This is a genomic window from Ruegeria sp. ABD4_443 (genome assembly GCF_056160865.1).
This window is the reverse complement of the sequence record NZ_JBSWYA010000011.1, coordinates 51,976-66,468: the sequence shown is the minus strand read 5'-3', so window position 1 is coordinate 66,468 and position 14,493 is coordinate 51,976. Positions and strand designations below refer to the sequence as shown.

The 14,493-nt window shown below is 61.2% G+C and carries 10 protein-coding genes and 1 tRNA gene; 2 read left to right on the top strand and 9 right to left on the bottom strand.

The genetic code is table 11. The features are described 5' to 3' along the window. Positions 1 to 18: 18 nt before the first annotated feature. The 7 genes from ACXAG8_RS16990 to ACXAG8_RS16960 form a co-directional block, all read right to left on the bottom strand. Entirely contained in the window at positions 19 to 2,022 is a 2,004-nt protein-coding gene (locus ACXAG8_RS16990) for a hydantoinase/oxoprolinase N-terminal domain-containing protein (protein WP_475229642.1), read from the bottom strand. A gap of 71 nt (positions 2,023 to 2,093) precedes the next feature. Continuing rightward, positions 2,094 to 3,131, bottom strand: coding sequence for a tRNA epoxyqueuosine(34) reductase QueG (gene queG, locus ACXAG8_RS16985; protein ID WP_475229635.1), 1,038 nt, complete (start codon positions 3,129 to 3,131; stop codon positions 2,094 to 2,096). Between the two features lie 75 nt (positions 3,132 to 3,206). Next, positions 3,207 to 3,872: an FtsZ-binding protein FzlA gene (fzlA, locus tag ACXAG8_RS16980; RefSeq protein ID WP_475229730.1), complete on the bottom strand. Its 666-nt coding sequence runs from the start codon at positions 3,870 to 3,872 to the stop codon at positions 3,207 to 3,209. A 58-nt stretch (positions 3,873 to 3,930) separates the two neighbouring features. Beyond that, the gene (gene mtgA / locus ACXAG8_RS16975; protein ID WP_475229630.1) at positions 3,931 to 4,671 is read right to left on the bottom strand and encodes a monofunctional biosynthetic peptidoglycan transglycosylase; all 741 of its coding nucleotides are present in this window, start codon (positions 4,669 to 4,671) and stop codon (positions 3,931 to 3,933) included. Between the two features lie 93 nt (positions 4,672 to 4,764). Next, positions 4,765 to 9,297: a glutamate synthase large subunit gene (gene gltB, locus ACXAG8_RS16970; RefSeq protein WP_475229625.1), complete on the bottom strand. Its 4,533-nt coding sequence runs from the start codon at positions 9,295 to 9,297 to the stop codon at positions 4,765 to 4,767. Next, a complete protein-coding gene (locus ACXAG8_RS16965; RefSeq protein WP_475229622.1) occupies positions 9,294 to 9,731 on the bottom strand; it encodes a GFA family protein in 438 nt (145 codons plus the stop codon). The genes gltB and ACXAG8_RS16965 overlap by 4 nt, the downstream gene beginning before the upstream one ends. 32 nt (positions 9,732 to 9,763) lie before the next feature. Further along, the gene (locus ACXAG8_RS16960) at positions 9,764 to 11,197 is read right to left on the bottom strand and encodes an NAD(P)-dependent oxidoreductase (protein WP_475229618.1); all 1,434 of its coding nucleotides are present in this window, start codon (positions 11,195 to 11,197) and stop codon (positions 9,764 to 9,766) included. A 230-nt stretch (positions 11,198 to 11,427) separates the two neighbouring features. Here ACXAG8_RS16960 and ACXAG8_RS16955 point away from each other — a divergent pair, with 230 nt between their 5' ends. Next, on the top strand, positions 11,428 to 12,231 hold the full coding sequence (locus ACXAG8_RS16955) for an undecaprenyl-diphosphate phosphatase (protein WP_475229609.1): 804 nt from the start codon (positions 11,428 to 11,430) through the stop codon (positions 12,229 to 12,231). Here the strand turns inward: ACXAG8_RS16955 and ACXAG8_RS16950 are convergent, their stop codons facing one another. Continuing rightward, on the bottom strand, positions 12,232 to 13,215 hold the full coding sequence (locus ACXAG8_RS16950) for a complex I NDUFA9 subunit family protein (protein WP_475229606.1): 984 nt from the start codon (positions 13,213 to 13,215) through the stop codon (positions 12,232 to 12,234). It lies immediately after the preceding gene. A 207-nt stretch (positions 13,216 to 13,422) separates the two neighbouring features. Between ACXAG8_RS16950 and ACXAG8_RS16945 the strand changes: the two genes are divergently transcribed. Beyond that, positions 13,423 to 13,509: transfer RNA gene (locus ACXAG8_RS16945), tRNA-Leu, on the top strand. Between the two features lie 202 nt (positions 13,510 to 13,711). Here ACXAG8_RS16945 and ACXAG8_RS16940 read toward each other — a convergent pair. Further along, a protein-coding gene (locus ACXAG8_RS16940) for an IS5 family transposase (RefSeq protein ID WP_475229603.1) occupies positions 13,712 to 14,469 on the bottom strand; the annotation gives its coding sequence in 2 pieces (ribosomal slippage) (positions 13,712 to 14,133 and positions 14,133 to 14,469; 759 coding nt in all). Between the last annotated feature and the right edge of the window lie 24 nt (positions 14,470 to 14,493).

The window sequence follows — 14,493 nt, the reverse complement described above, 5'->3', positions numbered from 1 at the left end:
GCGGGGGCTGAAACCGGCTCAGCCGACCGCCACCCTGGGGCGCCCGCTGGCCTCCACGGTCAGCCGGGCTTCGACAAAGACGTCTTGCGATTCAACGCGCGCTGTCCGGATGTCGCGGTCAACGCTGACCCTGATATCTTCGGCACCGGCCTGGCGAACCCCGCGTTCCGCCTCGGCCCGCAGCGCGGCCTCGAGAACATCCAACGCTTCGCCCGAGGCCGAAAAATCGCGGGGGCCGTCCTCAAGATGTACGCGGTACCGGCCCTCGGACGGGGATGTGACCGTACCGGTCCGGCGCAGGATCACCCGGCCAACCACCGCGCCAATGGCATTGGCCACCCCGGAATGTTCGGGCAGGACCATGTTACAGCGCAACCGCGCGCCCACGGCCGGATAATAGGCCGGTGCGGACGCCCCCAGGCCAACAACATCCACGTTCAGCGCCATGTCCATCGCCAACAGACCCCGATGCCCCGCCAGGCCCCTTTGCGTCAAAACATGGCGCGCAAGATCAGCGGGCGCTTGGCCGAATTCCTCGGCCTCTTCTGCAAAAACAGTCTCTAACAAGGCAAGTTCGGTTTGTTTGACAAGCTGGTCGATGATCATTTCCGCAAGGGCTTCGGCCGAGGGCGCAAGCTGATCCCCCGACCCGACACGCTTGCGCCGCACCAACTCAAGCGCTTTACGCGCGGCGTCGGCATCCCAAGCGGTCAAGGCACCGGAAACATGGCTTGCATCCGAGGGCGTCACCCCGGCAACCTGGACGATCCCGCGATCCACCAGTCGGGTCAGGGCCCCGCTTTCCATGCGCGTGCGCAGCAACTTGCCCAAGGGCAGTACCGCGTCGCCCAACCGGTCCAGCAGGGCGGCCTCGCGCGGGGCGATGCCCTGGGCACCTGTTCCCGGCACCCGGCGCGCAAACCGCGCGTCATATTCACCCGCCGTGGTCATGCGCAATTGCGCGTCCAGTTCCGCATGAACGACCTCTGGCACTTCGACCGCGATCAGCGATACCGGCAATACCCGGCGCGGTCCAAGCGTGACGCCACCGCGCAACCCTTGCGTGGCGACATGCACCTGGCTGTCGCCACCCAGCCCATGGGTGCGCATGGCAACGGCTTCCACCATTGTCCGAAACCCGCCGACCTGCGCCCCGGCCGGATCAATGGCCGGCCTGCCATCCCGGATCAGCGCAATATCGGTGGTCGTTCCGCCGATATCCGCAACCAGCGCATTGTCGACGCCGGTCAGCCAACGCGCGCCCACGATCGACGCCGCAGGTCCGCTGAGAATGGTCTCGATCGGGCGCTCACGGGCCTGATCTGCCCCCATCAGGGCACCATCGCCCCGCACGACCAGCATCGGCGCGGTTATGCCCAATTGGCTCAGCCTGTCGCGCGCACGCCCGATCAACTGATCAATCATTCCGATCAGGCGCGCGTTCAGCACCGCAGTAACCGCGCGTTTCGGGCCATTCAGCCGGGCCGACAGGTGATGCGAACAGGTGACCGGGGCGCCGGTCTTTTCGGCAATGATCCGGGCCACCTCCAGCTCATGGGCCGGGTTTCGCGTGGCAAACCGGGCCGCGACAGCAAATCCGGATATCCCGTCATTGGCCTCAAGAAACCGTTCCAGCGCAGACACATCCAACGCAGCGGCCTCGGTGCCGGAATGGCTGTGCCCGCCCGACATCACCAGCGTCGGGTCGCCCTTCATGGCCTCTCGCAACCCATGTTTTTCCAGGTCTTCCTCGCGGAACCCGACATAGATCAGGGCGACACGCCCGCCCTGCCCCTCGACCAGCGCGTTGGTCGCCAGAGTGGTCGAAAGCGCGGCCATGGAAACCTGCCCGGGCGCAATGGCGGCCTCGGCCAGAACAGCGGAAACCGCATTGCCAACCCCCACCGCCAGGTCATGGCGCGTGGTCAGGGCCTTGGCCCAAGCGACCACATGCTTTTCATCCCGGATCAGAACGGCATCGGTATAGGTGCCGCCTGTATCCACACCCAAAGACAACGTCATCGGGCCCTCCATCTGTTCACCGAAACATGGTGTAGCGGTTTGCTGCGCAGCGTCCAGCGCGTTTGCGGCACCTAAGACAGCTGTTTGACCGCCCACCGCGCCGCATCAGCCACAACGGTATCAGGGTCCTCGGTCAGTTGCCTTGCTGCCGGACACAGCTCGGCACGCCCCGAATTTCCGATCGCATACAAAACGTTGCGCACAAATCGACCGCGCCCGATCCGCTTGATGGGCGAGCCCGAAAACCTGGCCCGAAAAGCAGCGTCATCCAACACCACCAGGTCGGCCAGGTCCGGCCCGGCCAGGTCATCGCGCGCCGCGTACCGTATATCGCTGGCCGCAACGGCAAACTTGTTCCAGGGACAGGCGGCAAGACAGTCGTCACAGCCGTAAATCCGGTTGCCCAGCTTGGCGCGCAACTCGATATCGACCGGGCCTTTATGCTCGATCGTCAAATAGGAAATACACCGCCTGGCATCCAACTGATACGGCGCCGGAAAGGCATCTGTCGGACAGGCATCCAGACACGCCCGACACGACCCGCAATGATCAACCTCCGCCGGGTCCACCGGCAGCTCCAATGTAGTGAAAACCGAGCCTATAAAGGCCCAATTCCCCCATTCCCGCGAAACAAGGTTGGTATGCTTGCCCTGCCATCCCAACCCCGAGGCATGGCCCAAAGCCTTTTCCGGAACCGGCGCGGTATCCACGAAAACCTTCACCTCGCCACCGGCTTCGGCAATCAACCACCGGGCAAGCCGTTTCAGGCGCTTCTTGACGATGTCATGATAATCCCGGTTCTGCGCATAAACAGATATCGCGCCCCGCCCCGGCTGACCAAGAACCGCCGTTGGATCATGCTCCGGGGCATAGCTTTCGGCCAGCATGACCACCGACCGGGCCTCGGGCCAAAGCGCCGACGGATCTCCGCGCCAATGGGTCCTCTCGGCCATCCAGCCCATCTGCCCATGATAACCAGCCTGCAAAAAGGCCGCCAACCGCGCGGGCACCTGCGGCACATCCCAGGGGCGGCATACGCGGCACATTACGAACCCCTCGGCCAGGGCTTGCGCGACCAATCGCTCTTTCAAACCCGATCCATTCTTCATCTGGCCAAAAATATCCTCGGGGGTGAATTGGCCCTCAGGGCCAAGAGGGGGCAGACGGCCCCCTGCACCAGCGTATCAGAAATCCAGGTCCGCGTAATGGGGCGGCGGGCGAAAGCCCGGAACCTGATCCGCAAGGATGGACCGGAAGGCGGGGCGCGACTTGATCTTGGCGTACCAGTCCTTGACGACCTGGCTGCGGTTCCAGTCCACATCCGAAATATAATCCAGCGCCGACAGATGCGCGGCCGCGGCAAAATCCGCAAGCGTCATCTGGTCACCCGCCAGCCACCGGCGATGATCCAACAGCCACGTCATGTAATCGAGGTGATACTTGACCGCACGCGCGCCCTCCTTGACGTTCTTGCTGTCAGGATACCCCTGGCCGGTCACCTTCTTGTTGACCCGTTCATACAACAGCTTTGACGTCACCTCGTGATGGAACTTGTCGTCAAACCAGCCAACAAGCCGGCGGACTTCAAACCGGTCCTCGGGCTTTTTCGGCATCAACGGAGGTTCAGGCCGCGTTTCCTCGATATACTCGCAAATCGCCGCGCTCTCGGACATGATCTGCCCGTCCAGCCGCAGCACCGGAACCTTACCGGCGGGGTTGCGACGCAGGAAATCCGGGTCCTGTTCCCAGTACCTCTCCTCGATCAATTCGACTTCGATCTTCTTTTCCGCCAGCGACAGACGCACTTTGCGGCAAAACGGGGAAAGGGGAACGTGAAACAAACGCGCCATGGACTTCCAATCGAACCAGTGAATACACCTCAGCAATACCCCCGGCAGGCCAGAGTTTTCAATCCTCGAAACAATCTGCGCGACCATCTGCGCGGATGGTGGCCGCCCCATCGGCAATCGCGGCGGCCCGGCGCCGGGTGCGAACCGACGGATCGGTCACCGAGCGGTTGCGCGGCGCGGGCAGGATCGCGGCGATGCGTGCGGCCTGAACCGATGTCAGATTCGCGGCGGACACCCCGAAATACTTCTGCGCGGCCGCCTCGACACCAAAAACGCCCTGCCCTGTTTCGGCGACGTTCAGATACACCTCAAGAATGCGTTGCTTGCTCCAGAATATCTCGACAACCGGCGTGATCGAGGTTTCAAGCACCTTGCGCAGCCAACTGCGGCCTTGCCAGAGGAACACGTTCTTTACCACCTGTTGCGTCAGGGTCGATGCCCCGCGCGACCCGCCATCTTCGATCGCATCGCGGATCGCCTCGACGTCAAAACCCCAATGCAGACAGAAATTCGCGTCCTCGGCCGCCACGACAGACCGCGCCATGACGGGCGAAATCTCCTCGATCGGTACCCAGTCCCGGTCAACTTTGCCCAGCCGCCGCCATTCCGACCAGATCGTGTGGGTGACCGGCGGGTTAAGCACCGAAAACAGCAAAACCAGAACAAGGATCACGGCGGAAACCGCAACGGCACCCCGGATCAGCCACTGCCGAATCCGGGCCACAAACCGGGATGGTTTCCGGGCTTTTGATGCCTTGCTTTTCTTACCGCGTGACTTGCGCGCTGCTTTCTTTGCCATGCCCCTGCTATACGCCGCGCCGAGAATTTTTGGAACGGCGTATTTCAGCGGCCCGGCAGCGCGCCCGCCATCGACAGGCGCGCCAGGCCCGGCCTACTCGGCCGGAACCGCGGTTGCCTCGTCCGACAGCGGATGGCTGAGTTTGTTCAGCATCTCTTTCGGACAAACCTGGAGGAAATTGCCCTGCTCGACATCCCAATGCTGCAGGATATCGGCGGCCTTGCGGCTGCCGGTTTCCGCGGCGTGGCGTTCGATCAGCGTCTTCAACTGGTCAATCCAGTGATCCACGGTAACCGGGCAGGTCACCAGGGTTTCAAGGTTCATCAAAAGCTGCGCCTTGCCTTCGGGATCGTACAGATAGGCCATGCCGCCGGTCATCCCGGCCCCAAAGTTCGCGCCGATATCGCCCAGGATCACGGCTATGCCGCCGGTCATGTATTCACACCCGTTCGAGCCACAGCCCTCGACCACGACGCTGGCGCCCGAGTTGCGCACCGCAAAGCGCTCTCCGGCGCGTCCGGCGGCAAACAGGTGGCCATCGGTGGCGCCGTAAAGGACGGTGTTGCCGATGATGGTGTTTTCATCTGCCTTCAGCGGGCTGACCTGCGGCGGGCGCACAACAATCATGCCACCCGACAGCCCCTTGCCGACATAGTCGTTGGCGTCGCCGGACACTTCCAGCTTTAGCCCAGGGGCGGCAAACGCCCCCAGCGACTGCCCGGCAGAACCTTGCAGTTTCACATGCAGGTGGTCGGTCTGGAACGTGTTCCGCATACCGAAATTCTGCACGATATGGCTGGAAACGCGGGTCCCGACCGTCCGGTGCGTGTTCTGAACCGCATAGGACAGCTGCATCTTTTCGCCATCCTTCAGGAACCGCGCAGCATCGCGCACGATCTCGGCGTCCAGCGTATCGGGCACGGCGTTGCGGTCCTTGTCGCGGTTATAGACGATGTCATGCGCGCCATCGACCGTGATCAGCAGCGGGTTAAGGTCCAGATCATCCAGATGCGCAGACCCCCGGCTGACCTGCGCCAGCAGATCGGCCCGGCCGATGATCTCATCCACGGACCGTGCACCAAGGCTGGCCAGCAACTCGCGCACTTCCTGTGCGTAGAAGGTGATCAGGTTGACGACCTTGTCCGCATTGCCGGTGAACTTGGCGCGCAGGTCTTCATCCTGCGTGCAGACACCGACCGGGCAGGTGTTCGACTGGCACTGACGCACCATGATACAGCCCATCGCGATCAGCGCGGCGGTGCCGATGCCGTATTCCTCGGCCCCCATCATCGCGGCCATGACGATGTCGCGCCCCGTGCGCAGGCCGCCATCGGTCCGCAGCGTCACGCGGTCGCGCAGCTTGTTCATCGCCAGAACCTGGTGCGCCTCGGTCAGGCCCATTTCCCACGGAAGACCGGCATATTTGATCGAGGTCGCAGGCGAAGCGCCCGTTCCGCCATTATGGCCCGAGATCAGGATGACATCCGCCTTGGCCTTGGCCACACCGGCGGCAATCGTGCCCACGCCCGAGCTTGCGACCAGTTTCACCGTCACCTTGCAGCGCGGGTTGATCTGTTTCAGGTCATAGATCAGCTGCGCCAGATCCTCGATCGAGTAGATGTCGTGGTGCGGCGGCGGCGAAATCAGCGTCACGCCTTTGGTCGAGTGCCGCAGACGCGCGATCAGGTCGGTGACCTTCATACCCGGCAGCTGACCACCCTCACCGGGTTTCGCACCCTGGGCGACCTTGATTTCCAGCTCTTCGCACTGGTTCAGGTATTCGGCGGTCACACCGAATCTACCGCTCGCCACCTGCTTGATCTTGGCCGACGGGTTGTCGCCATTGGGTTCAGGCACGAAATGCGCCGGATCTTCGCCGCCTTCGCCACTGTCGGATTTCGCACCGATCCGGTTCATCGCCACGTTCAGCGTCTTGTGCGCCTCGGGGCTCAGCGCGCCCAAGCTCATGCCCGGCGTGACAAAGCGTTTGCGGATCGAGGTGATCGATTCGACCTCTTCAATCGGCACCGGCTTGCCCAGCGGTTTGAAATCCATCAGGTCGCGCAGATGGATCGGCGGGTTCGACTGCATCTTGGCCGAATACTGTTTCCACAGCTCATACGAGGCGCGGTTGCAGGCCATCTGCATCATGTGCATCGAGGTCGCTTCCCACGCGTGGGTCTCGCCCGACTTCCGCGCCTTGTAGAAACCACCGATGGGCAAGACGTCCAGACCGCTTTCCCAACCCTTGCCATGGATCTCTTCGGCCTTGGCCTGAATCCCGGTGACACCGATCCCGGAAATACGGCTGGTCATACCCGGGAAATACTCGGCAACCATGGCACGGCTGAGGCCCACGGCCTCGAAGTTCAGGCCACCGCGATAAGACGAGATGACCGAGATACCCATCTTGGCCATGATCTTCAGCAAACCCTGGTCAATCGCCTCGCGATAGCGGGCGACGTTTTCGGTCAGGGTGCCATCCAGCAGGCCGCGATCAATACGGTCGGCCAGCGAATCTTCGGCCAGATAAGCGTTCACAACGGTCGCGCCGCAACCGATCAGCACCGCAAAGTAATGCGGATCGACACATTCGGCCGACCGCACGTTCAGCGAACAGAAGGTGCGCAAGCCCTGACGGGTCAGGTGCGAATGCACGGCACTGGTGGCCAGGATCATCGGCATTGCCACACGTCCTGCGCCCGAGTTCATGTCGGACAGCACCAGATGCCCCGCGCCGGAACGCACGGCCTCTTCCGCTTCGGCGCGCACACGGGCCAACGCCGCGCTCAGCGCTCCACGGCCGGGTTCAAAGCTGCAGTCGATTTCGACCAGCGGCGAGCCGAAGGTTTCGACCAGCTTGTCCCATTGCGCATTGCCGACAAAGGGGCTGCCCAGAACGATGATCTCGGTCTGGCTGCTGTCTTCGTCCAGAACGTTCTTGAGGTTCCCGAACCGGGTCTTCAACGACATTACGCGGTATTCACGCAGGCTGTCGATCGGCGGGTTCGTGACCTGGCTAAAGTTCTGGCGGAAGAAATGGCTGAGCGGGCGGTACTGTGTGGACAGAACTGCCGAAGGCGTGTCATCGCCCATCGACGCAAGCGCCTCTTTGCCGTCTTCGGCCATCGGCGACAGGATCTGCTCAAGCTCTTCAACCGAATACCCGGCGGCGATCTGGCGTTTGCGCAGCTCTTCGCCCTGGAAACGGGGGGTTTCGGTCACCCCGGCCAGTACCTCGTCCAGATCGTTGATCTTGCGGACCCATTCGCCAAATGGCAGGGCGCGGGACAGCTTGTCCTTGATCTGCTTGTCGCGGAATAGTTTGCCCTTTTTCATGTCCACGGCCAGCATCTGCCCCGGACCAAGCGCGCCTTTCTCGGTCACGCTGGCCTCGTCAATCGGCACCATCCCGGCCTCGGATCCGGCTATGACCAGACCATCGCCGGTTACGACATAGCGCATCGGGCGCAGGCCGTTCCGGTCCAGACCGGCGCAGACCCAGCGTCCATCGGTCATCGCCAGCGCGGCGGGACCGTCCCACGGCTCCATCACCGAGTTGCAGTAGGAATACATGTCACGCCAGGCCTGCGGCAGCTCGACCGCCTGCTTGGACCAGCTTTCCGGGACCAGCATGGTTTTTGCCATCGGCGCCGAACGGCCAGCCCGCACCAGGACCTCGAAAACCGAATCCAGCGCGGCCGAGTCCGACGAGCCGCCCGCGATGATCGGCTTGATGTCCTCGGCATAATCGCCAAACGTCGCCGAAGCCATGCGGATCTCATGGCTTTTCATCCAGTTGATGTTGCCCTTCAGGGTGTTGATCTCACCGTTATGCGCCAGCATACGGAACGGCTGTGCCAGCCACCATTGCGGGAAGGTGTTGGTCGAATAACGCTGGTGATAGATCGCGAATGCGCTTTCAAAGCGTTCGTCCATCAGGTCGGGATAGAATACTGCAACCTGTTCTGCCAGCATCATGCCCTTGTAGATGATCGACCGGCAGCTGAGCGAGGCCAGGTACAGATCCGTGATCCCGGCAGCCATGGCGGCCTTTTCGATACGGCGACGGATCACGTAAAGCTCGCGCTCGAACGTATCCTCGTCGACGCCTTTCGAGTTGGAAATCAGAATCTGTTCGATTTCCGGGCGCGTCGCGTTGGCCTTTTCACCCAAGCAGGTGACATCGACGGGAACGTGCCGCCAGCCATAGATGTAATACCCCATCCGCAGAACTTCGGTTTCGACGATCGTCCGGCATTGTTCCTGGGCGCCGAAATCGGTGCGCGGCAGAAAGACCTGACCGACGGCGATCAGCTCGTCCATGTTCGGTTCGTGGCCGGTGCGCCGGATCTGGTCATAAAAGAACGGGGCCGGGATTTGCACGTGGATGCCCGCGCCGTCGCCGGTCTTGCCGTCAGCATCGACAGCGCCCCGGTGCCAAATGGCCTTGAGCGCATCAATCCCCGCATCAACAACCTTGCGGCTTTTCTTACCATCAATGGAAACAACCAGGCCCACCCCGCACGAAGAATGTTCCTCGGCTTCGGAATACAGACCGTTTTCAGCCATCCATTTGCGCTTGGCCTCTTCGGCCCGGACCCAATCGGCATCATATTTCGTCATTGGCTGTCTCCTTCTTCTGATGGCGCATACATGGCCATCACTTCGGCTTCGGTCATTTGACGGCGCTGGCCTTCAAACGCATAGCCTTGGGGCTTTTTGTCGATAAATAGTTCAAGTTTCAGGTCGCTGCCTGCGGCGTTGTCAAACAGGCCGGCGGCCATTTGCGTCTGCCCGTGCATCTCACCCGGTACGGTGAGCCTGTACCAAAGGGCAGACCCGCATTCTTCGCAAAAGGCCCGCTCGGCCCAATCCGAAGACGTAAAGGTCTTGACCGGGCCCAGCGCCGCGTATCCCGCCTCAACCGGGATGCTCAGGAACGGGCCGCTGCTCCAGCGGCGGCACATGTCGCAATGGCACGCACCCAGCGCGTCGCGCGCAGGTGTCGCGGTAACTGTCACCGCGCCGCACATACACTGGCCTTGCAATTCGGGCATGCCGCCCCTCCTGTCGCTGGGCTGGTTGCCGGTTATTCGGCGGCAACCGCTGCCTTGCTGTTGAAACGTTCGATGATCGCGTCGGCGCAATCGCGGCCGTCGCGGATTGCCCAGACCACAAGCGAGGCACCGCGCACGATGTCGCCAATGGCGTAAACGCCATCCATTTCGGTCTCGCCCGTCAGGAACGTGGCTTTGACGGTTCCCCAGCGGGTCACCGGCAGGTCGGGCTGCCCGAACAGGGTCGGCAGGTCCTCGGGTTCGAAACCCAGCGCCTTGATGACAAGGTCGGCATCTTCGACATAGTCGGCACCTTCGATCACCTCGGGGGACTGGCGTCCCGACGCGTCGGGCTGGCCAAGGCGCATCTTTTGCACCATCACGCCCGACACCTTGTCGTCGCCGACAAAGCCCTTGGGCGCGCTGAGCCATTCAAAGATCACGCCTTCTTCCTCGGCGTTCTGGGTTTCGCGCTGCGAACCCGGCATGTTTGCCCGGTCGCGGCGGTACAGGCATTTGACCGATGTCGCCCCCTGGCGGATCGAGGTCCGCACACAATCCATCGCGGTATCGCCGCCACCGATCACGACAACCCGCTTGCCTTCGGCGTTCAGACGGCCGCTGTCGAAATCTTCCACCGCGTCGCCAAAGCTTTTGCGGTTCGAGGCGGTCAGGAAATCAATCGCCTTTTCGATGCCATTCAGACCGCTGCCAGGCATGGCAAGGTCACGGGATTTGTAGACGCCGGTTGCGATGATCACCGCGTCATGTGCCGCGCGGATTTCGGCGAATTTGGCCGCGTCCACGTCACAGTTCAGAACAAAAGTCACGCCGCCATCGGCCAGCAATTCGTTGCGGCGCTGGACCACGTCCTTTTCCAGCTTGAATCCGGGGATGCCATACATCAGCAAACCGCCCGCGCGGTCGTGCCGGTCATAGACGGTGACCTGAATTCCGGCGCGGCGCAGCATGTCCGCCGCGGCCAGCCCTCCGGGGCCACCGCCGATGATGCCCACGCTTTCACCGCGTTCCGCAGTTGGTTCAACCGGCTTAACCCAGCCTTTGTCCCACGCGGTATCGGTGATGTATTTTTCGATGGTGCCAATGGTCACGGTGCCATGGCCCGACTGTTCGATGACGCAATTACCTTCGCACAGACGGTCCTGCGGGCAAATGCGGCCGCAGATCTCGGGGAAGGTGTTTGTGGCCTGGCTGGTTTGATAGGCCTCTTCGAGGCGGCCGGTCGCGGTCAGGCGCAGCCAGTCCGGGATGTTGTTGTGCAACGGGCAATGCGACTGGCAATACGGCACACCACACTGGCTGCACCGGCTGGCCTGTTCAGCGGCCTTGGCTGCGGCAAATTCGGCGTAGATTTCATCAAAGTCCTGGCTGCGGTCGCCGGCGTCACGCTTTTCCGGCATGACGCGATCAATCTGCACGAATTTCAACATCGGTTGCTTGGCCATGAGTCATACTCCGGAAACTGCCTTGGTCGGGTCTCTTTAAGGGATGCCCTTCGGGATGAAAAGTCAATTGTACTGACCTATTTTCAGTTTTCTGCCTTTTGCGCGGCAATTTTCCTATCTCGCGCCGACAATTTAGGTCCGTAATGTTACCTATTTGAGTTCTTTCCTTTTCACCATCCCGATCATACCAATGAACACAGGCAGAACCCACCAAGGCACGAGCAGGGCAGATGAGTCTTCTTCACTTGATACTTGTTGCAGTAATTCAAGGGATTACCGAGTTTCTGCCGGTCTCGTCCTCGGGGCATCTGATCCTGTTGCCGGGGTTGACCGGCATGTCGGATCAGGGGCTTGCAATCGACGTCGCGGTGCATGTCGGAACGCTGGGCGCGGTCATTCTGTTCTTTTGGTCGGACGTGAAACTGGCACTTTCCGGTCTGCCGCGCGCGCTTGCGGGAAAAACTGATACACCACAGGCCCGGCTGGCGCTTGGCCTGATCATCGCCACGATTCCCACCGTGATCGCCGGTGCGATTCTGCACCTGAGCGGGCTGAGCGCGGCATTGCGGTCAGTCGCCGTTATCGGCTGGACCATGCTGGGGTTCGGTCTGCTGCTGTATTGGATGGATCAGAAAGGGCCGCAAACCAAAAAGGCCGACGGGTGGGGCCCGCGCGATGCGCTGATCATGGGGTTGTGGCAAGTGCTTGCGCTGATACCGGGGACGTCACGGTCCGGGATAACGATTACGGGCGCGCGTCAGTTGGGATATACCCGCGAGGATGGCGCAAAGATCGCCATGCTCATGTCGATCCCCACGATCCTGGCCTCGGGAACGCTGCTGTCGCTGGACGTCATCCAGAACGCCGACACGCAACTGGCCAAGGACGGAGCCATCGCCGCCTTGTTCGCGTTCCTGTCGGCGCTACTTGCGCTGAGCCTGATGATGCGCCTGCTGCGCAGCGTCAGTTTCACACCCTATGTCATCTATCGCGTGATCCTGGGTGTGATCCTGCTGGTCATCGCCTACGGCTGATCAGACCCGCATGTTCCGGGCCGAATTCTGGATGTCGTCATACTGACCGGCGGGGCGGAACTTCCACAGGTATTCCGGCAGAACCGATTCCATTGTCACAGGCTCGATCCCAAGATCGGCAAAGCCCTTTTGACCGTCCGACACCACGTTGTCACGGCGCAGGTTCACGACCTGGTCGCGTGTCAGGATGTGGTTCGGAAACAGCTGAAAACTGACAAATTTGGCAATATCCAGCACCCCGGCCATGATCCGCGCGGCCCAGAACGGCATGCCCACGACAATGCGGCGGCGGTGAATGACGCCAAGCATCTGCTGCATCAGCGCCCGGAAGGTTTTGACCTCGGGGCCGCCCAGTTCATAGATGCCCGGAGCGGCCTCGCCCAGAACCCCTTTGACAGCCGCCTGCGCGATATCGTCAACATAAACCGGCTGGAACCGCGTATCCGCCCCCACGACGGGCAACAGCGGAGACAGGCGCGTCAGGCCGGCAAAGCGGTTAAAGAACTGGTCTTCGGTCCCGAACACAACGGATGGCCTCAGAATGACTGCATCCGGCATATGCGCCAGGACACCCTGTTCGCCCTGCGCCTTGGTCCGCGCATATTCGCTGTCGGACCCATCATCGGCCCCGATGGCCGATACCAGAACCAGGCGTGCAATCCCCTGGTCCGCTGCAATCCGCGCGATGCGCTCGGCACCTTCGGCCTGTACGGTGTCAAAGGCGTTCTTGCCCAGCTCGTTCAGGATACCAACGCAATTGACCACCGCATCGGCCCCGCGCATGGCCAGCGCAACCGATTCATCATCGCGGATATTGCAGAACACCGGCTCCACCTGGCCCACCACGCCATAAGGCTTGACGAACATGGCCTCGTTCGGGCGGCGCACGGCGACGCGCACCCGCCAACCCTGGTTGGCCATGCGACGCGCGATATACCTGCCGACAAATCCTGATCCACCATAGATCGTGACCATTTTGGACATGATGGAGCTCCTGCTGAGTAGGTCCTGATCCGATCTACCGCCCCGACGCCGCGCGAACAAGGCGCAATAACGCCGCGCCGCGCTGAAATCCGGCCCGCAAAGCCGCCAATCGCCGCGTCTTTGCGCCCATCAAAAAACTTTCGAAAAACTTCCCGAATCTGGTTGACGCCCCCCGCCAGTCGGCTTAAACGCCCCTCCACGACACCTGCCCAGGTGGCGGAATTGGTAGACGCGCTAGCTTCAGGTGCTAGTGTCCGTATGGACGTGGAGGTTCGAGTCCTCTCCTGGGCACCATTTATCCAACATAAAATACTGTTTTTGCTTGATAAAGTCGAATATGAGCTCAGCTCATCCCCCTAAATATCCACCTTACGGTGCTTGATGCGCTACCGCTTCTGGTCCTCCAATGACTGTAGGTTAAGAGTCAAGATACTTACGGTCCTTAGAATCCTTAGACTGCATGATATCCCTCCACGCGAAGACTTAGGCTCTGGACTCATAACCAAAACAACACCGCTGCGGCGAGGGCGATGGCAGACAGGTAGATTATAGGGCATCTGTCGTAGCGGGTCGCGATCCTGCGCCAATCCTTCAGCCGTCCGAACATGTTCTCAATCTTGTGACGGCTTCGATAAATCTTGGTGTCATGTTGGATGGCGTCTTTGCGATTCCGCCGCGATGGGATGCAGGGTTTGATGCTCTTCTCTTTCAAGCCCTCACGGAACCAATCGGCGTCATAGCCGCGATCCGCCAGCAACCAATCGGCAGCAGGCAGTGATGGTAAGAGCGCCCGTGCGCCGATGTAATCGCTGACATTCCCCGCAGTCAGAAATATTTGGATGGGACGACCCACCGCATCGGCAACGGCATGGAGTTTCGAGTTCAGCCCACCCTTGGTGCGGCCAATCAGGCGACCACGCCCCCTTTTTTAAGCCCCATGCTGGATGCTGTTCTGTGGGTCTTCAGGTGGGTCGCATCAATCATTAGTGTGCCTGTTGCATCGCCTTTAGCGACCAATTCGGTCAGGATGCGTGCAAAGACGCCCATCTGGGACCATCGCGCCCATCGGTTGTAAAGCGTCTTATGTGGCCCATAGTCTGATGGAGCGTCTCGCCAGCGCAAGCCATTGCGAATGACATGGATGATACCACTGAGAACCTTTCGGTCGTCAGCACGAGCAACACCGCGTGGCTTTGGAAAAATGTGCTTGATGCGGTTGAGACGCTCTTGGTCGAGCCAGAACAAATGCGACATGGACAATCCTCCTGTCGCACATGA

Bases quoted from the DNA above. Each gene is read 5' to 3' on its own strand.
- ACXAG8_RS16960 (WP_475229618.1), bottom strand. From the start codon at position 11,197: ATGGCCAAGCAACCGATGTTGAAATTCGTGCAGATTGATCGCGTCATG.
- mtgA (WP_475229630.1), bottom strand. From the start codon at position 4,671: ATGGCAAAGAAAGCAGCGCGCAAGTCACGCGGTAAGAAAAGCAAGGCA.
- ACXAG8_RS16990 (WP_475229642.1), bottom strand. From the start codon at position 2,022: ATGACGTTGTCTTTGGGTGTGGATACAGGCGGCACCTATACCGATGCC.
- ACXAG8_RS16950 (WP_475229606.1), bottom strand. From the start codon at position 13,215: ATGTCCAAAATGGTCACGATCTATGGTGGATCAGGATTTGTCGGCAGG.
- ACXAG8_RS16965 (WP_475229622.1), bottom strand. From the start codon at position 9,731: ATGCCCGAATTGCAAGGCCAGTGTATGTGCGGCGCGGTGACAGTTACC.
- queG (WP_475229635.1), bottom strand. From the start codon at position 3,131: ATGAAGAATGGATCGGGTTTGAAAGAGCGATTGGTCGCGCAAGCCCTG.
- gltB (WP_475229625.1), bottom strand. From the start codon at position 9,297: ATGACGAAATATGATGCCGATTGGGTCCGGGCCGAAGAGGCCAAGCGC.
- fzlA (WP_475229730.1), bottom strand. From the start codon at position 3,872: ATGGCGCGTTTGTTTCACGTTCCCCTTTCCCCGTTTTGCCGCAAAGTG.
- ACXAG8_RS16955 (WP_475229609.1), top strand. From the start codon at position 11,428: ATGAGTCTTCTTCACTTGATACTTGTTGCAGTAATTCAAGGGATTACC.